25 protein-coding genes are annotated in these 21,308 nt (G+C 61.8%); 7 read left to right on the top strand and 18 right to left on the bottom strand.

Annotation, left to right across the window (positions count from 1 at the left end; genetic code table 11):
- Window positions 1–9: 9 nt before the first annotated feature.
- Complete coding sequence (locus CAG46_RS10275) at window positions 10–927, bottom strand: LysR family transcriptional regulator (protein WP_143493428.1); 918 nt, start codon at window positions 925–927, stop codon at window positions 10–12.
- Window positions 928–1,107: 180 nt separating this feature from the next.
- Between CAG46_RS10275 and CAG46_RS10270 the strand changes: the two genes are divergently transcribed.
- Entirely contained in the window at window positions 1,108–1,524 is a 417-nt protein-coding gene (locus CAG46_RS10270; protein ID WP_085615839.1) for a low affinity iron permease family protein, read from the top strand.
- A gap of 3 nt (window positions 1,525–1,527) precedes the next feature.
- Here the strand turns inward: CAG46_RS10270 and CAG46_RS10265 are convergent, their stop codons facing one another.
- The 10 genes from CAG46_RS10265 to CAG46_RS10220 all read right to left on the bottom strand — a co-directional run bounded on the left by CAG46_RS10265 (window position 1,528) and on the right by CAG46_RS10220 (window position 7,692).
- A complete protein-coding gene (locus tag CAG46_RS10265) occupies window positions 1,528–2,607 on the bottom strand; it encodes a peptidase M42 (RefSeq protein WP_085615788.1) in 1,080 nt (359 codons plus the stop codon).
- A 102-nt stretch (window positions 2,608–2,709) separates the two neighbouring features.
- Window positions 2,710–3,516, bottom strand: a complete 807-nt coding sequence (locus CAG46_RS10260) for a DUF3618 domain-containing protein (RefSeq protein ID WP_085615790.1) — start codon at window positions 3,514–3,516, stop codon at window positions 2,710–2,712.
- Entirely contained in the window at window positions 3,513–3,941 is a 429-nt protein-coding gene (locus CAG46_RS10255; RefSeq protein ID WP_085615792.1) for a phage holin family protein, read from the bottom strand. Before CAG46_RS10255 ends, CAG46_RS10260 begins: the two co-directional genes overlap by 4 nt.
- Window positions 3,941–4,528, bottom strand: coding sequence for a hypothetical protein (locus CAG46_RS10250; RefSeq protein WP_085615794.1), 588 nt, complete (start codon window positions 4,526–4,528; stop codon window positions 3,941–3,943). The genes CAG46_RS10255 and CAG46_RS10250 overlap by 1 nt, the downstream gene beginning before the upstream one ends.
- 241 nt (window positions 4,529–4,769) lie before the next feature.
- The gene (locus CAG46_RS10245; protein WP_025339189.1) at window positions 4,770–5,294 is read right to left on the bottom strand and encodes a hypothetical protein; all 525 of its coding nucleotides are present in this window, start codon (window positions 5,292–5,294) and stop codon (window positions 4,770–4,772) included.
- A 107-nt stretch (window positions 5,295–5,401) separates the two neighbouring features.
- A complete protein-coding gene (locus CAG46_RS10240; RefSeq protein WP_025339190.1) occupies window positions 5,402–5,698 on the bottom strand; it encodes a DUF6555 family protein in 297 nt (98 codons plus the stop codon).
- Between the two features lie 112 nt (window positions 5,699–5,810).
- Window positions 5,811–6,524 (bottom strand): DUF72 domain-containing protein, encoded by a 714-nt coding sequence (locus CAG46_RS10235; RefSeq protein WP_085615796.1) that lies wholly within the window; start codon window positions 6,522–6,524, stop codon window positions 5,811–5,813.
- Window positions 6,525–6,821 carry a hypothetical protein gene (locus tag CAG46_RS10230; protein WP_085615798.1) on the bottom strand — a complete coding sequence of 99 codons (297 nt, stop codon included), beginning with the start codon at window positions 6,819–6,821 and terminating at the stop codon, window positions 6,525–6,527. It abuts the gene before it with no gap.
- Between the two features lie 18 nt (window positions 6,822–6,839).
- A complete protein-coding gene (locus tag CAG46_RS10225; RefSeq protein ID WP_003258752.1) occupies window positions 6,840–7,058 on the bottom strand; it encodes a hypothetical protein in 219 nt (72 codons plus the stop codon).
- Window positions 7,059–7,158: 100 nt separating this feature from the next.
- Window positions 7,159–7,692 (bottom strand): cupin domain-containing protein, encoded by a 534-nt coding sequence (locus CAG46_RS10220; protein WP_085589826.1) that lies wholly within the window; start codon window positions 7,690–7,692, stop codon window positions 7,159–7,161.
- 139 nt (window positions 7,693–7,831) lie between these two features.
- On the opposite strand from CAG46_RS10220, the gene CAG46_RS10215 reads away from it, so the two are divergent.
- Entirely contained in the window at window positions 7,832–9,619 is a 1,788-nt protein-coding gene (locus CAG46_RS10215) for a thiamine pyrophosphate-requiring protein (protein WP_085615800.1), read from the top strand.
- 164 nt (window positions 9,620–9,783) lie between these two features.
- Here the strand turns inward: CAG46_RS10215 and CAG46_RS10210 are convergent, their stop codons facing one another.
- Complete coding sequence (locus tag CAG46_RS10210) at window positions 9,784–10,674, bottom strand: LysR family transcriptional regulator (protein WP_075045265.1); 891 nt, start codon at window positions 10,672–10,674, stop codon at window positions 9,784–9,786.
- Between the two features lie 127 nt (window positions 10,675–10,801).
- On the opposite strand from CAG46_RS10210, the gene CAG46_RS10205 reads away from it, so the two are divergent.
- On the top strand, window positions 10,802–11,632 hold the full coding sequence (locus tag CAG46_RS10205) for an oxidoreductase (protein WP_085615802.1): 831 nt from the start codon (window positions 10,802–10,804) through the stop codon (window positions 11,630–11,632).
- A 234-nt stretch (window positions 11,633–11,866) separates the two neighbouring features.
- Here the strand turns inward: CAG46_RS10205 and CAG46_RS10200 are convergent, their stop codons facing one another.
- From CAG46_RS10200 to CAG46_RS10185, 3 genes are all read right to left on the bottom strand, one after another.
- The gene (locus CAG46_RS10200; RefSeq protein ID WP_085615804.1) at window positions 11,867–12,370 is read right to left on the bottom strand and encodes a peroxiredoxin; all 504 of its coding nucleotides are present in this window, start codon (window positions 12,368–12,370) and stop codon (window positions 11,867–11,869) included.
- A gap of 57 nt (window positions 12,371–12,427) precedes the next feature.
- Window positions 12,428–13,081: a dTMP kinase gene (locus CAG46_RS10195; RefSeq protein WP_085615806.1), complete on the bottom strand. Its 654-nt coding sequence runs from the start codon at window positions 13,079–13,081 to the stop codon at window positions 12,428–12,430.
- 207 nt (window positions 13,082–13,288) lie between these two features.
- On the bottom strand, window positions 13,289–14,077 hold the full coding sequence (locus tag CAG46_RS10185) for a LuxR C-terminal-related transcriptional regulator (protein ID WP_075045269.1): 789 nt from the start codon (window positions 14,075–14,077) through the stop codon (window positions 13,289–13,291).
- 162 nt (window positions 14,078–14,239) lie between these two features.
- Between CAG46_RS10185 and CAG46_RS10180 the strand changes: the two genes are divergently transcribed.
- Together CAG46_RS10180 and CAG46_RS10175 are read left to right on the top strand one after the other, a co-directional pair.
- Window positions 14,240–15,061, top strand: a complete 822-nt coding sequence (locus CAG46_RS10180; RefSeq protein WP_085615810.1) for a carbon-nitrogen hydrolase family protein — start codon at window positions 14,240–14,242, stop codon at window positions 15,059–15,061.
- Window positions 15,062–15,160: 99 nt separating this feature from the next.
- Entirely contained in the window at window positions 15,161–16,483 is a 1,323-nt protein-coding gene (locus CAG46_RS10175) for an APC family permease (protein ID WP_085615812.1), read from the top strand.
- An 8-nt stretch (window positions 16,484–16,491) separates the two neighbouring features.
- Here the strand turns inward: CAG46_RS10175 and CAG46_RS10170 are convergent, their stop codons facing one another.
- A complete protein-coding gene (locus CAG46_RS10170; RefSeq protein WP_085615814.1) occupies window positions 16,492–17,436 on the bottom strand; it encodes a GlxA family transcriptional regulator in 945 nt (314 codons plus the stop codon).
- A gap of 108 nt (window positions 17,437–17,544) precedes the next feature.
- Here CAG46_RS10170 and CAG46_RS10165 point away from each other — a divergent pair, with 108 nt between their 5' ends.
- Complete coding sequence (locus tag CAG46_RS10165; RefSeq protein WP_085615816.1) at window positions 17,545–18,342, top strand: SDR family oxidoreductase; 798 nt, start codon at window positions 17,545–17,547, stop codon at window positions 18,340–18,342.
- A 66-nt stretch (window positions 18,343–18,408) separates the two neighbouring features.
- On the opposite strand, the gene CAG46_RS10160 is transcribed toward CAG46_RS10165, so the two are convergent.
- The gene (locus tag CAG46_RS10160; RefSeq protein ID WP_085615819.1) at window positions 18,409–19,299 is read right to left on the bottom strand and encodes a LysR family transcriptional regulator; all 891 of its coding nucleotides are present in this window, start codon (window positions 19,297–19,299) and stop codon (window positions 18,409–18,411) included.
- Between the two features lie 120 nt (window positions 19,300–19,419).
- On the opposite strand from CAG46_RS10160, the gene CAG46_RS10155 reads away from it, so the two are divergent.
- Window positions 19,420–20,520 (top strand): NADH:flavin oxidoreductase, encoded by a 1,101-nt coding sequence (locus CAG46_RS10155; protein WP_085615822.1) that lies wholly within the window; start codon window positions 19,420–19,422, stop codon window positions 20,518–20,520.
- A 673-nt stretch (window positions 20,521–21,193) separates the two neighbouring features.
- Here CAG46_RS10155 and CAG46_RS29060 read toward each other — a convergent pair.
- On the bottom strand, window positions 21,194–21,308 hold a 115-nt coding region (locus tag CAG46_RS29060; protein WP_252957594.1), incomplete at its 5' end, for a hypothetical protein.

Here is a 21,308-nt window from a genome sequence, read left to right as displayed (position 1 = left end):
CCCGTCATCTTATCCATCAGCAGCGATGAGCTGCTCGAAACGCTCCGCCAGAAACGCTCTGAGCACCTGCACAGCAGGTGTGAGCGATGTTCGATGAGCGCACACCAGCTGCAACGGCGCAGGTTGACCGTAATCCCCGGGAAACAACTCGATCAGCCGCCCGGCACGTATGTCCGCCAGCACGTCCAGCCTGGATTTGTAAACGACCCCCAATCCGTCAACACCCCAACGCCGAACGATATCGGCGTCATCGCTCACGCGGTCGCCTGTGACTTGCACGGTCTTGACGCCATCGGGCAAATGGAAGCTCCATCGCTCGTAGGTTTGCTCGCCCATCACATACCGCAGGCAATTATGCCTGCCCAGATCTTCCAAGGCCCCTGGTGCCCCATGTCGTGCCAGGTAATGTGGCGAGGCGCAGACCGTTCTGCGATTTCCAGGGGCAAGCATCAGTGAAACAAGGCTGGAATCTGCCAGCTGCCCATATCGGATACTCGCATCCAGTTGCTGGCCGACAAGGTCGGCCACCTGATCGCTGATCCGCAGTTGCAGCATCACCTTGGGGTGCAATCGCTGGAAATCGTCCAACCAGGGCAGCAGCAGATTCCTGCCAATATCCGAGGGCATGGACAGGCGAAGTGTACCCGCGATCTCATCTCGCCCCTCGGTCAGCGCCACCACACCGTTGTCCAGTGCCTCCAAGGCCTGACGGGCATGAGGCAGGTATCGCTCGCCATCATCCGAAAGCCGCAAACGCCTCGTGGAACGCACGAACAACCTGGCACCCAGGCAGCTTTCCAGGCGCTGGACTGCGCCGCTGGCCAAGGCCGGTGAAATATCCAACAACCTGGCCGCTGCCGAGAAGCTGCCGGCAGAGGCTGTTGTGACGAAGACCTGAAGATCATCAACCCGAACTGTTTTCTTCACTGTGGAAAATTCTTGACCTGGCGCGAGGATCAAAGCGTAGCGGCAATGCTGATACGTGCCCAGCGTTGGCTTGCAGGAATTGCAGCGCGCCGGGTGTATCCCGTCATCCAGGCGAAAAAGCAAAAAAGATTTCAGCGCACCGCTGCGGTCAGAATCGTAGATAGCAGTGGAGATAACACCATGAAATTCGCGCTGTTCTGCCAATGGCTCGCCAAGCACGCTGGTAAACCCAGTACCTTCCTCATCGCCGTGGTGCTCATCACCCTGTGGGCTGCGTCCGGGCCCTGGTTCCACTACAACGACACCTGGCAACTGATCGTCAACACATCGACGACCATCATCACTTTCCTGATGGTCTTTCTGATTCAGAACACCCAGAACCGTGACAACGACATCATCCACGTGAAGCTCGACGAACTGATCCGCGCTACAAAGTCCGCAGAGCAATCGGTACTAGGTCTCGAATCTCTCGACAACCGAGAGATCCATCAACTTCGCAAGGAGTATCAGGCGATGGGCCGAAACTGCGAAACGGCCCCACAGTCGCCTCACGAACAGCAGACAGACGATGCCGCTCGGGACAACCTGCAGCGCTAGAGGTCAATTATGGTCGTTCGTTGCGTGCTGTTCGTCCTGGCAACCCAGCAGAAATTCAGCCAAGGTTTCAGCACAGGCTGAAATGCCGTCCAGGAGCACCATCTCAAAACCATGGGTATTCTCTGTCGGGATCGCGATACAGCCCGCCCGGGCATCGATCCCGGCGCTCAATACCGCACTCGCATCTGACGCGAAGTCGACGAGCAATGCCGCCTGCGGCTCATAACCTGCCTTGCGGCCAGCAGCGATCAGGCCTTGCACCACGGTGCGACTGTAGTAGCCCTTCTGGTCACCGGTATTGATGATCGGGTTTACCGATAGCTCCGTACCGTACTCATCAAGCACCGGGCCGACCTCGACGGCAATGGTGGTATCGCCGGGCAGCCGGGACGCGGCGTACATGGCACCGGCATTCGATTCCTCCTCCAGCGTGGTGAGCACGAACCAGACATCCTGCTTCAGCGCCTCCCGCCTTTCACTCAGCAGCTTCGCACAGAGGATGACAGCACTGATGGGAGCACGGTCATCGAGAAAGTGGGCAGCAATACAGTCCTGTACTTTGAATGGCTGACGCCAGTGCTGGCTGAGCACGACCCGGGTACCCGGCCGAACCCCCAATTCCTGGAGGTCCTGCCGGGTCTTGCGTGTGACCACGTGGACGTCCTTCCACTGAACGTTTCCCGCCAGCACATCTCTTCCGTTGGCAGTCCGATCGCTACTGTGCATCGAGCCAAAGGACAGCACGCCAGGCAGTATCTGCTCATCACCCAAGATATCGACGGGGCAGACACCAAAGCTGATCGGTTGCGCTCCCCCGAGGGCCAGCACCTCCAGGGTGCCGTTCTCGTGGACATTCTTGACGATCATCGCTATCTCATCGAGATGGGCCATTACACGTATGGCTTTCTGCGGATTGCATGCAAGCCCGGCGCGAATGACCCCCACCACGTTGCCGGCGGCATCGGTGTGCGTGTCATCGCAATAACTGCCGAGCTCTCGAAGGCAAATAGCCCGCACCTCATCCTCTTGCCCCCCAGGGCCACGGGCATTGAGGAGTTCGGTCAACAACGAGTCGATCTTCAAAGCAGAGCCTCCTTGATTCAAGCTGCAAGCGATTGTCCTGCACACAGATAGCCGCCGGCCCTCTGCCGGGGCAGTTGGGCCGACGACGAAGATGCCGCAGGATCAGGAATTGAAGCCCAACCCTGAGGAAAGGTCGGAGTCTCCAGGCCTGCGCTCTGCCTGTGTCGACGCTTTACCACTTGCCTGATCGAGCGACTCTTCGACCGACGCCTTCACCTCGCGACCCTTGGCCTTGAGTGTGTCGGTCAAGCGATCGCTGCTGGCGCCCATCAGCTGGTCTTCCTTGCGGGTACTGGGTAGCGCCGCCCCCAATGCCGCACCCAGTGCTATCCCCAAAGCGGCCAATACCAGCGGTTGCTCCTGAAGCAGATGGTCGAACTGGCCTTTCAGGGCCGTGGCCTGGTCTGCGGCCTTGTGTGCCGAATGGCGCAGGGTATCCGCAGAAGCCCCCACGGAGTCGCGGGCGCCGCTGCCGAGTTCGCTGGCCCGATCGCGCATGTCATGGGCTTTCATGCGCACCTTCTGGCTGGCGTCGTGCACTGCCTCCCCCGCCTGCGCGAAAGCGCCCTTCACCGTGTCCACCGCGTCGCCGAGCTTTTCGCCCAACCCCGGGCCCTGGTGCGCAGGCCCGGGGTTGAAGGGGCGGTTCTGGTTCAGGCCCAGCCAGGCCAGGCCCAGTACCGTCAGGGTAGCGGGTACGGGGTTGTTCTTGAGGGTGGTGCCCAGGTTCTGGAAGAACTCGCCGCCATTGCCTTTGGCATAGGCCAGTACTCGGTCGACCATCTGGCCCGGGCTCAGGCGCTGTTCGAGGGCGTCCACCAGATCGCTGATGTGCTCGCGCTTGGCGTTGATTTCCTGCTCAAGCACGTCAGGGTCTTTGTGCGCCTCATGTTCGAAGGAAGTGGTCATGGCAGTTTCCTCTTCAGCGTGTCCTTGTCCTGCTGCATGGCATGCAAGGTGCGGTCAGGGGCCAGGTGCGTGGGTTCGAACCGTTTCTTGCCCGACTGCAACATGATGAACCCGATCACCAAGGTGACCGCGCCCACGATCAAGGCTGCCAGCCAAGGCTCGACCACCATCGCCAGGGCGTAGACTGCCGCCAGCAACAGGATGACGAAGCCCGCCAGCATCACGATCGCTCCCGCCGCCACCGCAGCCGTGCCGGCCTTCAGGGTGGCGAGGTTCTGCTGCAGCTCTGCCTTGGCCAGGGCCAGCTCTTTGGTGAACAGGTCCGGTACTTCCCGCATCAGTTGGCGCAACAAACCGCCAACACCGACGGCGTCGTCTTCCACCGTGTGCAGGCCTGGGGTGGTATGCAAGGGGTCTTTGTTCATCATTCACCTCCTTTGAGTGGATCGCGCTCGAACGGGCTGCCACTGACCGGCGTGCCTGCACCAGGGCCGACTGGGTCGACGGGGGTGAAAGGTTCACGGGTGGATACGTCGCTACCACGATCAGGCACTGGCTGCGCGGGGCCGGACTGTTGCCAATCAGCGGACGACGCAGGGGTGGTGGACTCATGGCTGGTGCTGGCTCGCATGAAACGCGACACGGCAAACCCGATGGCGACGCTACCGGCCAAAAAGAGCGCCGGGTTGCTCCTGGCCAACTGAGCACCACGCTGCAGCAGGCTTTCGGCACTTTCATGGCGTACCTGCTCGGCAAACTCACCCACGCACTCTGCTGCCTGGTTCAGGTACTGCGACAGCCCGAGACTGTCGTTGCCTTGCAGCGCAGCAGCAGCCGAGCGCGCCCCCTCCTCAAGCGAATCAAGCTGATCGGCTGCGTTATCGCGGTAGTGTTCGAACTGCTCGCTGCCTTTGTGCCTGGCCTCGCCAAGCAGCGCACCGGCGTCATCGATCAAGGCATGTTCCTGGGTGCTGCCGGGTGGAGAGGTCGAGCTTTGATTGGTCTTGTCCATCGTTTCGCCCTCGAAGCTGATAGTTGGGTGGATGCCGTCTTTAATGGGGCATTCATTCGAGGGACGCAGGTGAGGCGGCAGGAGTTCAGCGTTTGTGATCTATGACATTTGCTTGGAGGCCCAGAGAAAATGGCGCAATCAAACCTGGTTGTTGGTACCGGAGCAAAGGCTTTGAAGGTGGCGGTAATCAGAGTCGACAACGATTGGAGCACCGCGTTGTCTCGGGGGGCAGCCGCGCTGCTCAGGCCAGCTGGATGAAGACCGCGTAAATACCGAGAATCATCCAGAAGACCAGGAATATCCAAGGTGTACGCAGCGAAAACAACAACGACTTGCGGTGCCCGGCCAGGGAGGTTTCCGCCTCGCTGAACAGTGGCGATTCGTCATATGCCAGACCCATCAGTGGCTCGCTGCGCAGAAGGTGGCTCTGTTTCAATTGCCAGTGCTCGATGATCTTGTAGGCCGCGCGAATGCCCGGCCAGGCATTGAGCGAACTCAACACGCCCAGCAATGCGAGAAACGGCGGAACCACCAGCGTGAACATCTCGCCCCAGCTCTGGTTGAGGTTACCCATCGACGATACGAAGGCGATCACCAGAAACGACTGCGCGGCAAGATAGGCGTCAGTGCGGTTGGCGAGGATGCTGGTCTCGTACTGGATTTCACGGCGGTAGAAATCAAGGCGCTCTTTTGGCGAACCGAACATGCGGGCGTTTCGCTCGCTGATCTCGTGTTCAGGGGTGCCTGGAGTGATGATTCGCGGCACGTACTGGCTCCTGAAAGTGAGAATGATGGTGCCTCGAAACTTGAGAAGCGAACCCATGAGTGAAGGCCTGCCTGAAGATTTCAGGCAGGTCCTGGTCACAACAAGCTTCAGGTACCGCCGGTACCGCTATTGGAGAATTTCTTTACATCAATGGTCGGTGCGACGAACTCCGGCCCGTCGCCCGATACCCGCCAGCGCACATTGTTGATGCCGTAGCGCTCAGCCATCGGCCGGCTGACCTTCTTGATCTTGTGCTGGCCGAACCGCGGGATGATACCCACGCCGGCATCGCAACTTGCCCAGTGCCAGGCTTCGGCGTTGTCCATACGCTCGAGCCGGATGATGAAGGTGCGAAATTCCCCATGAAGCTCGTACTCGATCACATACAACTGCTGTCCAGCCATTGCACTCTCCTTCACCAATTCAGACTAATGGAGCGAGCAACGTGTAAAAAGATTCATTAATTTTGACTGGTTGGTCATCGCTCTTTTCCATCGCCATGTTTCCATCACGTCCTCAGCGCAAATGCCGCTCCAGAGCCAGTGCATCGGCTATCGCAGCACCGGAGGCGGTGTTGTCGAAAATGCACCAGGTGGGCACTCCAGCGGCAAGGCTGTGCTGCAAGCGTTCAGCCAGACGCTGCAGATATTCGTCGGGATATTCGCTGTGGTAGATCCTCGGTTCGCCATGCAGGCGCCAGTAGACCAGCCCTGGCCAACCACCCGGTTGCGCATCGGTAACGAAACGCGACGGGCTCGCGGCAACCTGGGCGATGCGCAAATCGACCAGCATCGGCTGCGCCGATTGCCAGCTGGCGTGCCTGGGCTCCAGCGCTAACGGCCCGTCATACCGTTGCCGCAGGCTTTCGAAGAAACGTCGCGCATGCTCGGGGTCATGGCCAAGCGATGGCGGCAGTTGTACCAGCAGGCAACCCAGGCGGTCGCCCAACTGCCCGCATTGAGCAAGAAACCTGTCCAGCGCGTCCTCGCACCCGCAGAGCCGCTGCTCATGGCTGATGGCCTTGGGCACCTTCACCGCAAAGCGGAAATGCTCAGGCACGGACGCAGCCCAACGGGCGTAGGTTTCGGGGCGATGGGGTCGGTAGAAGGAACTGTTGATTTCCACCGCATTGAAGCGGCTGGCGTAGCGTTGCAGGTGGCTGCCGGGCTGCGCAAATGCCTCGGCGTAACGGCTCGACAGGCTCCAGCCAGCGCAACCCAGATAAATCATTCAACTACCTGCTGGTTCGCTACGCAACGCCTCGCCCTCACCCGCGACGCGCCGGGCATACCCAACACCCCACAGCAGCGCCCGCCTCATGGTTTCCCCTGCGCGCTGGTCGTAGATCCGTTCGTATAGCACCGAACCGTCGGTGCGATAGACACCGATGAACAACTGCGTGGCGCCTGTGCGTGACAAGCGTGTCTGCACCTCCAGGCAGGTGCCGGTGCCGAGCGTTTCCTCATGGGTTTGATGGTGCAGGATCGGGTCGCACCACCGTCTGTAGGTTTCACCTCTTCGTTTCATCTGCCAGCCCTCACCTTTTCATGGCTGCTGATAATGCCCCGGCGATGTGCCTGGCTCATGGTCGTGCTCCAGACGCTGCACCTGCACGTCAGTGAAAGATGACGCTTCGTTGCGGTGCATGCCTTGCAGGTAATCGCGCGCCGCTTCGCGGCTCAGGTCCTCCTGGTCGCTGCGCAACTCGCAGGTGCCGGGTTGGTTGTCGAGGATGTAGCTGATCAGGTACAGGTACTTGGCCATCGCTGTAACTCCTGCTGGCTGAGTGAAATCGGGCGACTCAGCTCGATTGATCCTGGCTTGAGTGCAGCCGTTCAGCAGCGACGACGACCGGCTCAGAAACTCAGCGCCAGGCCGTCATCAGGGCGCCACGCGTGCCGTTGACCGGGTCTTGTGCGGGGTCGGGCACGGAAGCGATTCGCGCCAGCGCCTGCTGGTGCGCTGCGCTTTCCGGGCGCTGGATATCGTAGTTTTCCTGCCCCTTGGGATAGGCGCCGACCACCAGAAAATCATCGCTGCTCTCGACGCAGCGATGGCCAGTTCCTGCCGGCAGTACCAGTACGTCGCCGCACTTCACGCTTATGGTCTGCCCCGCTTCGCCGCCCAGCGTCACCCGCGCCCGGCCGCATGCGACGCCCAGAACCTCATGAGCATTGGGGTGGAAGTGATGGTAATCGAAGATCCCGCCGCGCCACAGCGGCACCCACTGGTGTGCGGTGAACAGCGCCTCGAAGGCACTGGCGCAGTCTTGCGACGGGTTGAGTTGCAAGCGGTACAGCAATACCGGGAAACGGCTGTTCGGCGTTGCACCGTCGTCCTTGAAATACAAGGTCTGCACGGTGGCACCCGCAGTGTCTGTCGCATTCATGTCGAGCATCCTGATCCTGTTGTCCGTTCACTTGCGAACCCGATGGCTCATGCAAGGTTCCAGTCGGCAGACCAGTGCGCACACGCTTGAAACTTTCCCGATCCGAGCCAAGTCCAGACCCCTATCGGTCACAGGACGGGAGAAGACAATGACCAGCACGGTAGGCGACTTTCTGGTGGAGCGCTTGTATCAATGGGGGGTGCGGCGCATCTTCGGTTACCCCGGCGACGGCATCAACGGGGTATTCGGGGCGTTGAGCCGGGCCGAGGGCAAGATCCAGTTCATCCAGGCACGCCACGAGGAAATGGCAGCCTTCATGGCCAGCGCCCATGCCAAGTTCACTGGCGAATTGGGCGTGTGCATCGCCACCTCCGGCCCCGGCGCTTCACATCTGCTTACCGGCCTGTATGACGCGCGCATGGATCACCAGCCAGTGCTGGCCATCGTCGGTCAGCAGGCGCGAGCAGCGCTTGGCGGGCATTACCAGCAGGAGCTGGACCTGCTGTCGATGTTCAAGGACGTCGCAGGTGCCTTCGTCCAGCAGGCTTCGACCCCGGAACAGGTGCGCCACTTGCTCGATCGCGCTGTACGTACCGCCGTCGGCGAACGCCGGGTCACCGCCATCATCCTGCCCAACGACCTGCAGGACCTGCCCTACCACGAACCACCGAAAGCCCATGGCACGGTGCATTCCGGCATCGGCTACAGCAGGCCCAGGGTGGTGCCTTTCGAGCAGGACCTGCAACGTGCCGCCGAGGTACTCAACGCTGGGCGAAAAGTGGCGATCCTGGTCGGTGCCGGTGCACTGCAAGCCACCGAACAGGTGATAGCGGTAGCCGAAACGCTTGGTGCAGGTGTGGCCAAGGCGCTGCTGGGCAAGGCCGTAGTGCCAGACGACCTGCCCTGGGTCACCGGCGCCATCGGGCTGCTAGGTACCGAACCGAGTTATCGGTTGATGAGCGAATGCGACACCTTGCTGATGATCGGTTCCGGCTTCCCCTACGCCGAGTTCCTGCCTGAGGAAGGCCAGGCCCGTGGCGTGCAGATCGATTTGCAGCCAGACATGCTCAGCCTGCGCTACCCCATGGAGGTCAACCTGGTCGGTGACGCCAGCGAAACGCTGCGGGCACTGCTGCCATTGCTCGAACACAAGACCGAGCGCCGTTGGCGCGACAAGGTCGAAGGCTGGCGCACAGACTGGGACAAGACCCTGCAGAAACGCGCCTTGCTCAAGGCTGACCCGATCAACCCCCAGCGCGTGGTGCACGAACTCTCCCCTCGCCTGCCCGACCACGCCATCGTCACCAGCGACTCCGGGTCCTGCGCCAACTGGTTTGCCCGCGACCTGCAGATACGCCAGGGCATGCAGTGTTCGTTGTCCGGTGGCCTGGCCAGCATGGGCGCGGCGGTACCCTATGCCATCGCCGCCAAGTTCGCCCATCCGCGGCGCAGCGTGGTGGCATTGGTGGGTGACGGGGCGATGCAGATGAACAACCTGGCCGAGCTGATCACCGTCGCCAAGTACTGGCGCCTGTGGGAAAACCCCCAGTGGATCTGCGCGGTGTTCAACAACGAAGACCTCAACCAGGTGACCTGGGAGCAACGGGTAATGGAGGGCGACCCCAAGTTCGAGGCCTCACAGACGATTCCTGATGTGCCCTACCATCTGTTCGCCATCTCCATCGGCTTGCAAGGCATCTATGTGGAACGCGAAGAAGACATTGCCGACGCCTGGGAGCGAGCCCTGGCGGCTGACCGGCCGGTGCTGATCGAGTTCAAGACCGATCCGGACGTACCTCCCTTGCCGCCGCACATCAAGCTTGAACAGGCGAAGAAGTTCGCCAGCAGCCTGCTCAAGGGCGACCCGGACCAGGCTGGGGTCATCGTGCAGACGGCCAGGCAAGTTCTCGGTTCGGTATTGCCGGGCAAGAGATGAGATGTGCGCGGCAGCGGGGCCTTACACATCTGCCCGGCGAAACACCAATACCCTTGAAACAGTGGTTTGGCATATGGCATCGCAGGCAGCGACGGCAAAGCGAAACGCGCTGGAACTGGCGCCAGTTTAGCCCTTCTCTACCTGCCTCCAAAAGCACGCTCACGCTAGCGCTGCTCCCGTACGAACTCGATGAAGGCCCGCAACGCCGCAGGTACCTGGCGGCGGCTCGGGTAGTACAGATACAGCCCCGGGTAGTAGTGACACCAGTCCCCCAGCACCTGCTGCAGATGGCCACGCTCCAGGTGCTCCTTGGCCATGTCTTCGAACACATAGGCCAGGCCGAGCCCTTGCAAGGCAGGCGCCAGCATCAGGCTGACGTCACCCAATACCAAGGGCCCCTGTACATCGACCTCCAGTTGCACGCCCCCGCGCTCGAATTCCCATCGATAAAGTGCGCCACCTGGGAAGCGGTGCCCGATGCAAGGTAGCTGCTTCAAGTCTTGCGGGTGCTGTGGAACAGGATATCGATCGAAGAACGCGGGCGCCGCTACCACCACCGAACGAAGGTAAGGGCCGATGGGCAGCGAAACCATGTCCGCCTGGAGTCGCTCCCCCAGGCGCACGCCGGCGTCAAAGCCGGTACCCACCATGTCCACCAGCGCATCGTCACTGACGATTTCCAGGCGTATATCCGGATACGCCAGCAGAAAGCGATTGGCCAGTGGCAGTAGCGCGAGCTCTACTGCGGCACGCCCGGCGGTGATGCGCAGGTTGCCTGACGGTTTGTCGCGGAAGTTGTTGAGGTCCTCCAGCGCGTCGGCGATGTCCCGAAAGGCCGGTTGCAGCCTCTGGTAAAGACGCTCCCCTGCCTCGGTAAGCGCCACACTGCGCGTGGTGCGGTTGAACAGGCGAACATCCAGGCGGGTTTCCAGGGCCCGCAGCGCATGGCTCAGGGCCGAGGGCGTAAGGCCCAGCTCGACCGCCGCGCGGCTGAAGTTCAGGTGGCGGGCAATGCACAGGAACAGGGACAGATCGGCGGTGCTGGTTGGCTTCATTGCTGAAAGCTACTCAAAGGCCTATGTAATATTCATGGGATTATCACAGCAATCCGCAGATTTTAAAGTTCGCTCAACTCATCGAGAAGGCCCGCATAGTGCAGGGTCGGATACAGGAGGAGTTGACATGCGTACCTGGCTCATTACTGGCGCTTCCCGCGGTTTCGGCACCCTGATCGCCCAACAGGCCCTGGCAGCGGGTGACGCCGTCATCGCAACGGCGCGTAACCCGGAAGACATCGAGGCTCGCCTTGGCCAGCACCCGAACCTGCTGGCCGTGCGGCTGGATGTGACCCGCGAAGAGGACGCCCATGCGGCGGTCGCCGCTGGCATCAAGCATTTTGGGCAAATCGACGTGCTGGTCAACAACGCCGGTTTTGGCGTGCTCGGCGCGGTAGAAGAAACCAGCGCCAGCGAAACCGAACGGCTGTTCGCCACCAACGTTTTCGGGCTGCTCAACGTAACCCGCGCCGTACTGCCCCACATGCGTCGCCAACGCAGCGGCCACGTGATCAACATCTCGTCGCTCGGCGGCTACCAGGCCTACATGGGCTGGGGGGTGTACGGTTCGACCAAGTTCGCGGTCGAAGGCATCAGCGAAGCGATGCACCAGGAACTGGCCCCCTTGGGGATCAAGGTGACGGTGGTCGAGCCGGGCTTCTTCCGTACCGACTTCCTGGATGACCAATCGCTGGTGAAGACGGCCCTGGAGCTGCCTGACTACGCAGCCACCGTCGGCGTCATGCGTTACTACGCCGAGGCGGCCAACCATGCCCAGCCCGGCAACCCGGCGAAGCTGGCCGAAGCCCTGCTGGCCCTGGCCAATGCGGCGAACCCGCCACTGCGCCTGGCGCTGGGCAGCGACGCCGTCGCGCGCATCGAGGCCAAGAACAGCGCGGTCGAGCAAGAACTGGCCCAGTGGCGGGACCTGTCGCTCTCTACCGACTTTGCCGCGTAGCCGTTACACCGCATGCGCTCCCATAGAACTGCACATAACTCATTGAATTAGCAGGGACTCTGTGGGAGCGGCTTTAGCCGCGAACACCGGCGCAGCCGGTGCCATGCACCGCGTTGGATTCTTCGCGGCTAAAGCCGCTCCCACAGGGTACGAGGATCGCTTGCAAACTCCGTTATCTGTGCGACAGCGCGGCCCAAAGGGCTGGGCAATCTCCCACAGGACCTGTGTATGCCTTCAGGGCTTACAAACAGCCAACATGCTCGCGGCGTCGCTGCACTCGAACTTGCCGGGTGCTTCGACCGCGATGTGCCTGACCACCAGGTTGTCGACCAACATGGCATAGCGTTGCGAACGCCGGCCCATGCCGCGTGCCGAGAGGTCCTGGATCAGGCCCAGCGCCTCGCTGAACTCACCGTTGCCATCGCCAATCATCCTGACCGCCTCGCCCACCTGCAGGCTCGCGCCCCAGGCATTCATGACGAATGCATCATTGACCGAAACACAGAGAATTTCGGCAACCCCAGCAGCGAACAGATCTTGTGCCGCAGCCACGTAACCCGGAACATGCCGTTCCGAACAGGTGGGCGTGAAGGCACCAGGCAAGCCGAAGATCACCACTTTTTTCTGCTTGCAGCGCTCGTGCAGGGAAAACGCGTTCGGGCCGATCGCACAGCCGTCCTCGCCGTTGCTGTACTGGTAAAGCGTTACGTCGGGCAGTGTATCGCCGGTCTTGATCATCGCTGTCTCCCTGGGGCGGTAAATGGCCAGGCATGATGCAGCATCCTCCGGGGTACGTCAGCTACCACCGCGAACAGGCCAGCCCCCAGCCCGATCAACACACTGAAGTACACCATCGATCTCGGCCACTACCTGCAGCGTTGCATCCTCGATGGCCCCTTCATTACGGCACAGTACCCAGCCGTGTTCCGCTACCGCACGTTCGAACGCCTCGGTACAGGCAACCTGCTCGTCCAGGCTATGGATCACCGTACTACCCAACCCGCGCGTTCGTGCCGCGGCCCTTGCCCATGAAGTATCAGGGGCCGTGACAACGCCGACATGCAAATCGGGCACTTGCACATTTCGCTCGAGGTTCAGGCGCAGGATCTCGTCGAACGCCACGCTGCGGCGAAATGCGGCATCAGACGGGTACCAGCGATCGATCAGGATGATGCTGTCTACTGGCTGCCTCGGCAGCACATGCCGGGAAATCCAGGCACGGCTTTCGGCGAAGCGCTCGCATACCCTCAATTCCAGGTCCCGGGAGGGGTTTCTGACCAGTTGGTTGACGAGGGCCATGGTTTCTCCCCGGTAGGGATCGCTTTTTTTCTCGCAAAGCCGGATCACTTTCTTGTTGTCAGCCCTCAGGGCCTTGGTAACCGCCTCCAGAAGCGTGGTCTTGCCAGTGCCCTTGGGCCCATCGATGGAAACAAACAGCGGGCGGGTCATTTTTAATTACCAGTCGAATCTGAAGATGCAGCGCAGCCCTGGATGCCAGCGCGGTCCTTGTGGGAGCGGGCATGCCCGCGAAGCAGGCGACGTGGTGGATGGCACCGGCCAAGCCGGTGTTCGCGGGTAAACCCGCTCCCACAGGGTCCCTGCCAAAGCAACAAGTCATGTGCAGCCCCATGAGAGGGGGCATGCAGTTGGCCGGAATCAACCCAGCTGGGCCTGAAGAAACAGCGAAAAAAGCTCCGACTGCGATTTGATACCCAGCTTGCTGTACATATGCTTGCGGTGCACTTTCACTGTCTCCACGGAGATTTCAAGCTTGCGCGCGATCTCTTTGCTGGAACACCCGCTGAGCATCAGCCGGCCCACCTCCAGCTCACGCCCGGTCAATGGCGACTCCATCTGCTCGACCCTGTCCTCCATGCGGCTTTGCCAGTGCGGCGCAGGCTTGGTGGCCTCTTCCAGCAACTCCCGCTCGAAGGTCATCCGCTGGCGCATCAGCGCAGTGACCCACGGCCGCAACAGTTCCAGCAGGGTGACCTGTTCGATGCTGAACCGGCGCTTGCTACCCAGCGACAGGCACAGCGTGCGCTGCGCATCCAGCTGCACGTTGAACTGAATTTCATCGGCAACCACGTTAAGCCGGAAATAGCGCTGGTAGTAGTCCGTCTGCTCGAAACATTCAGGGGCCACATCCGCCAGGCGCACCAGGCCAGACACCGCAGCCTCTCGGCTGGCCACGTAGAACGGATCCAGCAGGTACAGGCCGTTCAGGTAGTCCTGGAACAGCGGGTCAGGGTTGCCGTCTGCACTGGGGCATTCGGCGAACACCTGCGGGCGCCCTGCGGAAAACAGCAGCGCAACCCAGCTGTCGCAGGCAACGTACTCGTTCAGCAACCGCACCAGGGCTGTCCAGAAGTGGTCCTTGTCGAGGGTTTCGATCAATTGGCCTACCGATCGGTGCCAGGCGATGTCGTGCAGCGTAAAATTCATCCTCTACCCCTGTTGGGTTACCACGTGGGCGTAATACCCCCCGCCATGATGACCACCCCATAATCCGGGCTAGCTTACGCTGAGCGAACCTGTACCGGGATCGTTTTTTACACCCCATGCCGCCAGGGCATGGCGGTCGAAGCCGTTAGTCGAGGATTGGAAATGAAGGTAGAGCTTGTCCAACTGGCCGGTCGCGATGGCGATACCGCGTACAACCTGCAGCGCACCATCGAGGCGATCGGCAACTGCGGCGCCGATACCGATCTGCTGGTCTTCCCGGAAACCCAGCTGATGGGCTTCCCAACCGAAGAAAACATCGGCCGCATCGCCGAACCACTGGATGGCCCGAGCATCACGGCAGTCCAACAGGCCGCACAAGCGCAAAACGTTGCCGTGGTCGTCGGGATGGCCGAAGCCGCAGACGACGGTCGTTTCTACAACACCACCGTGCTGGTCACGCCTGAAGGCGTAGCGCTCACCTACCGCAAGACCCACCTTTGGGCATCGGACTGCGGGGTTTTCACCCCAGGCGACCGTTTTGCGACAGCCCTGTTCAAAGGCATCCGTGTCGGCCTGCTGATCTGCTTTGACATCGAATTCCCCGAAACCGCCCGTGCCCTGGGGCAGCTGGGCGCAGAACTGATCATTGTCACCAACGGCAACATGGACCCGTACGGGCCCACCCACAGAACCGCCATCACTGCACGCGCCATGGAAAACCAGGCCTTCGCGGTCATGGTCAACCGCGTGGGCGATGGTGATGGCGGCCTGGTTTTCGCCGGCGGCAGTGCCGTCGTCGACCCGTACGGCCAGTTGCTGTGCGAAGCCGGCCGTGGCGAGTGCCGCATGACCGTCGAGCTGGCCATGGAGCAACTGCAGCAGTCACGGCGCGACTACACCTACATCGCCCAGTGCCGCATCCAGCTGCCGGGTGAACAGGTCGAGCACGCCAACGGCCTTCGCGAACTGATCATCCCCTCCTGAATATTCCACCCTTCCAGGCTCTCTTACTGGAATGCAAGGCCGCCAGGGACGGCAGCGTGTTCGACTCTGAATAACAATCACAAGCTGGAGCAAGCAGTAATGGCCACACTCAAGCGAACGCTTTCGCTGGGCTCGGTGGTGCTTTTCGGCATCGCCTACATGACCCCCATCATCGTCCTGGGCACATTCGGTATCCTGGCCGAGACCACGGGAGGGAGGGTACCCGCAGCCTACCTCGCTGCCGCCATCGCCATGCTCTTTACCGCCTTGAGCTACGGCCACATGGCGCGCGCCTTCCCGGTCGCCGGGTCCGCCTATACCTACGTGCGCAAATCGATCAGCCCGCAGCTGGGCTTCATCACCGGGTGGGCGGTGTTGCTCGACTACCTGTTCCTGCCCATGGCGATCTGGCTCATTGGCGCGGCCTATCTGCACTCGGCGTTCCCGGGCGTGCCGCAAGCCATTTGGGTGCTGGCATTCATCGGCATCACCACGACGATCAATGTGATCGGCCTGCGGCTGGCCAAGGCCGTCAATGGCCTGTTGATGTTCATTCAGCTGCTGGTGCTGGCCGCGTTCGTTGCACTCGCGGTGCATTATGTCTGGGGCGACCCCACGGTGCCGCTGTGGACACTCGAGCCGTTCTACAAGGAAAGCACCCAGTTGCCGCTGATCATGAGCGGCGCGGCGATTGCCTGCTATTCATTCCTGGGCTTCGACGCGGTCAGCACCCTGACCGAAGAAACCAGGGAACCACGCAAGAACATCCCGAAAGCCATCCTGCTGATCACCCTGATCGGCGGTGGGCTGTTCATCGCCTGCAGCTACTTCGTTCAGCTCGCTCACCCGTCCACTGACTTTGCCAACGCCGACGCGGCGGCTTATGAAATTGCCCAGAACATTGGTGGCGACATCTTCGTCAGCATCTTCCTGCTGGGGCTGATCGTCGGCCAGTTCACTTCGGGCCTGTCGGCGCAAGCCAGCGCCTCCCGGCTGCTGTATGCAATGGGGCGTGACGGTGTGCTGCCCAGGTCATTCTTCGGCAAGCTGAGCGAACGCTTCAGCACGCCGGTGCCCAGCATCATCCTGTGCGGAGTGGTCGCCCTGCTCGCCTTGCGCATGGACGTGACGACCTCCACCTCGTTCATCAACTTCGGTGCCTTTCTCGCCTTCAGCCTGGTCAACCTGGCGGTGATCTTCCACTACTGGGTTGCCATGCAGCAGCGTGGTGCCAACGCGCTGCTGATGTACCTCGCATTCCCCCTGGTGGGCTTTGCCTCCACCTTGTGGCTGATGGCGAGTCTCGATCACCTGGCGATCTACCTGGGGGCAGGCTGGCTCTGCCTCGGGGTGCTCTACCTGACCGTGATTACTCGTGGTTTCAAGCGCAAGCCACCGGAGATGCATTTCGAGGAAGCCTGAACGACCCTCTAGACCACTCGCCTGGCATCCCTGCGCACCGCCTGCGGCGGCACGCCAAACCCGCGGATGAACACCTCGCGCAGGTGCCGGCGGTCTCTGAAGCCGGTCTCCCTGGCCACCACGTCCAGGCTGTGCCGGCTTTGCTCGATCATCAGGCGGGCAGCTTCCAGGCGCAGGTTCTCCACGGCCTTGGCCGGGGACTGCCCGGTTTCGGCAGTGAACACCCGGGTGAACTGCCTGGGGCTCAGGTGCACCACGCCGGCCAGCTCTTCGACACTGAGCGGGCGGCTCAGGTGCTGGCGGGCGTATTCCAAGGCGCTCTGGATGCGGTCCGACTTCGGCGCCAGGGCGAGCAGTTCGGAATGTTGCGACTGCCCGCCCGAGCGCCGCTGATGCATCACCAGCTTGTGCGCCACCGACCTGGCCAGCTCTGCCCCCAGGTCTTTCTCCACCATGGCCAGCGCCATGTCGAGGGCCGCGGTCATTCCCGCCGATGTCCAGACCGGCCCATCGATGATGAAGATCCGGTCATCGTCGACCTCGACCTTGGGGTGCAGGGTGCGCAGTGCCTTGGCATAGGCCCAGTGGGTGGTGGCCCGGCGATTGTCCAGCACGCCGGCCTGCGCCAGCACGAAGGTGCCAGTACACAGCCCGGCGGTCCTGCGCGCACTGGCAACAAAGCCTTGCACACACGCCAGCACCTCATCGGCGGGGGGCGTCTCGGGGGTCAGGGTACCGCTGACCATCCAGGTGTCAGCCAGGCCTGGTGCAGCCAACGGCAGGGTTTCGATGGGCATGCCCAGCGATGAGCGGACCATGCCGCCACCTACCGAGAAGTTCTGCACCCGGTAAAACGCCTCCCCGGCGACGAGGTTGGCGACCTCGAACACCGTCTGCGTGGCCAGGCCCATGATTTGAAAACCTTCGGTGATCAGATAGCCGATGCGATGCATGACCGGGCTCCGTCTGGTAGTGTCCCGAAACACTACCATATACGTCATTTGAGCCAGTGAAAATCTACCGCATCATGGCCCCAGTCCCCAACCACTGGAGCTTGAATCATGACTCACTCGCACAAAGGCACCGCCCTCATTACCGGCGCTTCCTCGGGTATCGGCGCGGTATACGCCGAGCGCCTGGCCCGCCTCGGCTATGACCTCGTGCTGGTCGCACGCAACCGTGACCGCCTCAATGCACTGGCCAGCCGCATCAGCCAGGAAACCCGGCAAAGTGTCGAAGTCTTCCCGGCAGACCTGGCAATCCCCGATGAACTCGCCCGGGTCGAGCGCAAGTTGCGTGAAGACGCGAGCATCACCCTGCTGGTGAACAATGCCGGTATTGGCACCCATACTCCCCTGCTGGAAAGCGATGTCGAACGCATGGCCGAGATGATCAGCCTCAACGTCACCGCCCTCACCCGCCTTACCTATGCCGTGACGCCAGGCTTCGTTGCCCGCCAGCAAGGTGCAGTGATCAATATCTCGTCGGTCGTCAGCCTGGTCCCGGAGCTGCTCAATGGCGTTTATGGCGCCAGCAAGGCGTACGTCACCGCCTTCACCCAGTCGCTGTACAAGGAACTTTCGCCACACGGCATCCAGGTCCAGGCCGTGCTGCCTGGCGCCACGGCCACCGACTTCTGGGCGATTGGCGGTTTGCCGGTGGAGAACCTCGACCCAGGTATCGTGATGTCGGTTGACGACCTGGTCGAAGGCGCCCTGCAGGACTTCGAAAACAAGGTACTGATCTCCATCCCTGCCCTGCATGACCTGCAGCGCTACACAACCTACGAGAGCAACCGTCAGGCCCTGTTCGGTGAGCTTTCCAGCAACCGGCTGGCACCTCGCTACAGTGCCAGCTGAAACTGATTGCCTGGTCGAAGACCCGCGCAGGGGATACATTTGTGCTCCTCTTCGCGGGCGGGCGGTTCAAGCTGGCCGGCCGTGACGCGCCAGCGCGCCTTCCAGCGCCTCGAGAAACACTCTCACCCGCGCCGGTACGTAGCGACGGGTCGGCATCACCGCCCAGACGGCCAACTGCTCCATCTGTGCGTCCTGCAGCGTGATCTCTACCAGCAGGCCGTCACGGATGTGCTGAAACACATCCCAATGAGCCAGCATGGCGATGCCTAACCCTTGAACAGCGGCCGACCTCACAGCCTCCACGCTGCTGGTACTCACCCGCGCCTGCATGCGTCGATGCTGCAGGCCCCCGTCGACCACGAACGGCCAGCGTGGCACAGCCTGCAGCATGATGCAGGCATGTTGCTCCAGGTCCGCCATTGTGCGCGGCTGGCCGTGCTGTTGCAGGTAAGCGGGCGCTGCGCATAGCACCCTCGGGTTGGGGGCAATCTTGCGCGCCACCAGTTCCGAGTCGGCCAGGGGCGCTACGCGCAAGGCCAGGTCAAGGCCCTGCCCGACCAGGTCCACCAGTTTGTCCGACACATCCAGGTCGATGCGCAGGTCCGGGTACCGAGCCAGCAGTTGCGGCAGCAGCCCAACCACGATGCCCTGGCCGAAAACACTGGGCGCTGTGATGCGCAACAGCCCTTTGACGGTGCTTGATGACGGCCGCAACTCGCCAAGCGCGCTGTCCTCGGCTTCCGTCATGGTCCTGGCATACGGCAGCAGCGCTTCACCCTCGGCCGTCAGGGCCACGGCACGGGTGGTTCGATGGAACAGGCGCGCGCCGAGTTCTTCCTCCAGCGCCGCAAGCCTGCGTGATACCTGCATGGGCGACACATCGAGCTGGCGGCCTGCCGCTGACAGGGTGCCGGCGGCGACGACAGCGAGGAAAACCCGCAGGTCGGCAACGAGCATGATCATATCCTTTGGCGTTATACCGGCTTCTCTGCGGCCTACCTTGGTCAGGCGTACATCCAACAGTAGCCTCAGTGCATCGGCGCCATAGTGTGCGCGCCCTGATCCGAGAGAAATCCGATGACAGCTTTCAAAACACGCACTTTAACGCAAATCGATATTGCTGGGCTGGCATTGCCCAATCGCCTGGCGGTAGCGCCCATGACCCGCGTCAGCGCGAGCGAAACCGGTGATGCCACGGCAGCCATGGCCCACTACTACGAACGTTTCGCAAAAGGCGGCTTTGGCTTGGTCATCACCGAAGGCCTGTATACCGACCAGCAGTACTCGCAGGGCTACCGGTACCAGCCCGGCATGATGGATGAGCAGCAGGCAAGTACCTGGCGACCAGTCGTCGAACGGATACACACCCACCAGGGTGCGGTGTTTGCGCAACTGATGCATGCGGGCGCGTTGAGCCAAGGCAACCGTTTCAAGCGTGAAACCGCGGCGCCTTCGGCGGTTCGGCCCAAAGGCGAGCAGATGCCGTTCTACCATGGGGATGGGCGCTATGCAGAGCCCAAAGCCATGACCGATGAAGACATTGCCGATGCCATCACCGGTTTCGCCAATGCCGCAAAACGGGCCATGCAGGTCGCCGGTTTCGATGGTATCGAGATTCACGGTGCCAACGGTTACCTGCTCGACCAGTTCCTTACCGACTACAGCAACCAACGGAGCGATCGCTGGGGTGGCAGCACCGAGCGGCGCGTGCAACTGACGCTCGAGGTGGTCAGGGCCGTTCGCGCCAACGTGGGTGATGTGCCGCTTGGCGTGCGTATTTCCCAAGGCAAGGTCAACGACTTCGGGCACAAGTGGGCGGGGGGCGAGCGGGACGCGGAAGCCATCTTTGGCTCGCTGCGTGATGTGGGCGTCGACTTCATCCATGTCACCGAGCACGAAGCCTGGCAACCGGCATTTTCCAGCAGTGCTGCCAGCCTGGTACAGCTGGCACGGCGTTATGCGCCTGGGGCCCTGCTGATTGCCAATGGTGGCTTGCAGGATGTGCAGCGTGCCGACAGTGTTCTGGATGAGGGTGCCGATATCGTTGCACTCGGCAAGGCAGCGCTGGCAAATCCGGACTACCCGCGGCGCCTGGCGAGCCAACAGGCGCTTGCGCCATTCGACCCAGCCATTCTTGGCCCGATTGCCAATATCAAGGACACCGAACTCGCCCGTTGAGCGATGCAGTGGATGGCAACGGTCAAGGATTCTGAGGCAGGTCGCTGTCCCTGTATGGGCGGCCTTGTGTCGCGATGGGCTGCATGGCAGCCCCGGCGATTGTTGCGTTGACGCTGAAATCCGGGGGGCCGCTTTGCGGCCCATCGCGACACAAGGCCGCTCCTACACAGGATCGGCGCCAGCTTTGGGTGGTGCCGATCCTGTCAGGCCTTACACCGCCAAGGACACCGAACTCGCCCTTTGAACGATGCTGTGGATGGATTCTGAGGCAGGTCGCTGTCCCTGTAGGAGCGGCCTTGTGTCGCGATGGGCTGCATGGCAGCCCCGGCGATTGTGGCGTTGACGCTGAAATCTGGGGGCCGCTTTGCGGCCCATCGCGACACAAGGCCGCTCCTACACAGGTTCGGCGCCAGCTTTGGGTGGTGCCGATCCTGTCAGGCCTTACACCGCCAAGGACACCGAACTCGCCCGTTGAGCGATGCTGTGGATGGATTCTGAGGCAGGTCGCTGTCCCTGTAGGAGCGGCCTTGTGTCGCGATGGGCTGCATGGCAGCCCCGGCGATTGTTGCGTTGACGCTGAAATCCGGGGGCCGCTTTGCGGCCCATCGCGACACAAGGCCGCTCCTACACAGGTTCGGCGCCAGCCTTGAGGTGGCGCCGATCCTGTCAGGCCTTACACCGCCAGCGCACGCTCACGCAGCTCGCTGTTGAGGATGCGGTCGTTCTCGCTGTAATCGACCGGGCAGTCGATCACGTGCACGCCCGGGGTCTTGATGCAGTGCTCCAGC

Origin of the sequence: Pseudomonas sp. B23(2017) (assembly GCF_002113725.1) — a bacterium.
Taxonomy (GTDB): Bacteria; Pseudomonadota; Gammaproteobacteria; order Pseudomonadales; family Pseudomonadaceae; genus Aquipseudomonas; species Aquipseudomonas putida_Z.
Note: the sequence above shows the minus strand (reverse complement) of the source record. Positions and strands in the feature narration are given on the sequence as shown.

What these genes read in the sequence shown, in the direction of transcription:
- CAG46_RS10270 (WP_085615839.1), top strand. Translation starts at nt 1,108, where the DNA reads ATGAAATTCGCGCTGTTCTGCCAATGGCTCGCCAAGCACGCTGGTAAA.
- CAG46_RS10260 (WP_085615790.1), bottom strand. Translation starts at nt 3,516, where the DNA reads ATGACCACTTCCTTCGAACATGAGGCGCACAAAGACCCTGACGTGCTT.
- CAG46_RS10255 (WP_085615792.1), bottom strand. Translation starts at nt 3,941, where the DNA reads ATGAACAAAGACCCCTTGCATACCACCCCAGGCCTGCACACGGTGGAA.
- CAG46_RS10250 (WP_085615794.1), bottom strand. Translation starts at nt 4,528, where the DNA reads ATGGACAAGACCAATCAAAGCTCGACCTCTCCACCCGGCAGCACCCAG.
- CAG46_RS10240 (WP_025339190.1), bottom strand. Translation starts at nt 5,698, where the DNA reads ATGGCTGGACAGCAGTTGTATGTGATCGAGTACGAGCTTCATGGGGAA.
- CAG46_RS10235 (WP_085615796.1), bottom strand. Translation starts at nt 6,524, where the DNA reads ATGATTTATCTGGGTTGCGCTGGCTGGAGCCTGTCGAGCCGTTACGCC.
- CAG46_RS10230 (WP_085615798.1), bottom strand. Translation starts at nt 6,821, where the DNA reads ATGAAACGAAGAGGTGAAACCTACAGACGGTGGTGCGACCCGATCCTG.
- CAG46_RS10225 (WP_003258752.1), bottom strand. Translation starts at nt 7,058, where the DNA reads ATGGCCAAGTACCTGTACCTGATCAGCTACATCCTCGACAACCAACCC.
- CAG46_RS10220 (WP_085589826.1), bottom strand. Translation starts at nt 7,692, where the DNA reads ATGCTCGACATGAATGCGACAGACACTGCGGGTGCCACCGTGCAGACC.
- CAG46_RS10215 (WP_085615800.1), top strand. Translation starts at nt 7,832, where the DNA reads ATGACCAGCACGGTAGGCGACTTTCTGGTGGAGCGCTTGTATCAATGG.
- CAG46_RS10210 (WP_075045265.1), bottom strand. Translation starts at nt 10,674, where the DNA reads ATGAAGCCAACCAGCACCGCCGATCTGTCCCTGTTCCTGTGCATTGCC.
- CAG46_RS10205 (WP_085615802.1), top strand. Translation starts at nt 10,802, where the DNA reads ATGCGTACCTGGCTCATTACTGGCGCTTCCCGCGGTTTCGGCACCCTG.
- CAG46_RS10200 (WP_085615804.1), bottom strand. Translation starts at nt 12,370, where the DNA reads ATGATCAAGACCGGCGATACACTGCCCGACGTAACGCTTTACCAGTAC.
- CAG46_RS10195 (WP_085615806.1), bottom strand. Translation starts at nt 13,081, where the DNA reads ATGACCCGCCCGCTGTTTGTTTCCATCGATGGGCCCAAGGGCACTGGC.
- CAG46_RS10185 (WP_075045269.1), bottom strand. Translation starts at nt 14,077, where the DNA reads ATGAATTTTACGCTGCACGACATCGCCTGGCACCGATCGGTAGGCCAA.
- CAG46_RS10180 (WP_085615810.1), top strand. Translation starts at nt 14,240, where the DNA reads ATGAAGGTAGAGCTTGTCCAACTGGCCGGTCGCGATGGCGATACCGCG.
- CAG46_RS10175 (WP_085615812.1), top strand. Translation starts at nt 15,161, where the DNA reads ATGGCCACACTCAAGCGAACGCTTTCGCTGGGCTCGGTGGTGCTTTTC.
- CAG46_RS10170 (WP_085615814.1), bottom strand. Translation starts at nt 17,436, where the DNA reads ATGCATCGCATCGGCTATCTGATCACCGAAGGTTTTCAAATCATGGGC.
- CAG46_RS10165 (WP_085615816.1), top strand. Translation starts at nt 17,545, where the DNA reads ATGACTCACTCGCACAAAGGCACCGCCCTCATTACCGGCGCTTCCTCG.
- CAG46_RS10160 (WP_085615819.1), bottom strand. Translation starts at nt 19,299, where the DNA reads ATGCTCGTTGCCGACCTGCGGGTTTTCCTCGCTGTCGTCGCCGCCGGC.
- CAG46_RS10155 (WP_085615822.1), top strand. Translation starts at nt 19,420, where the DNA reads ATGACAGCTTTCAAAACACGCACTTTAACGCAAATCGATATTGCTGGG.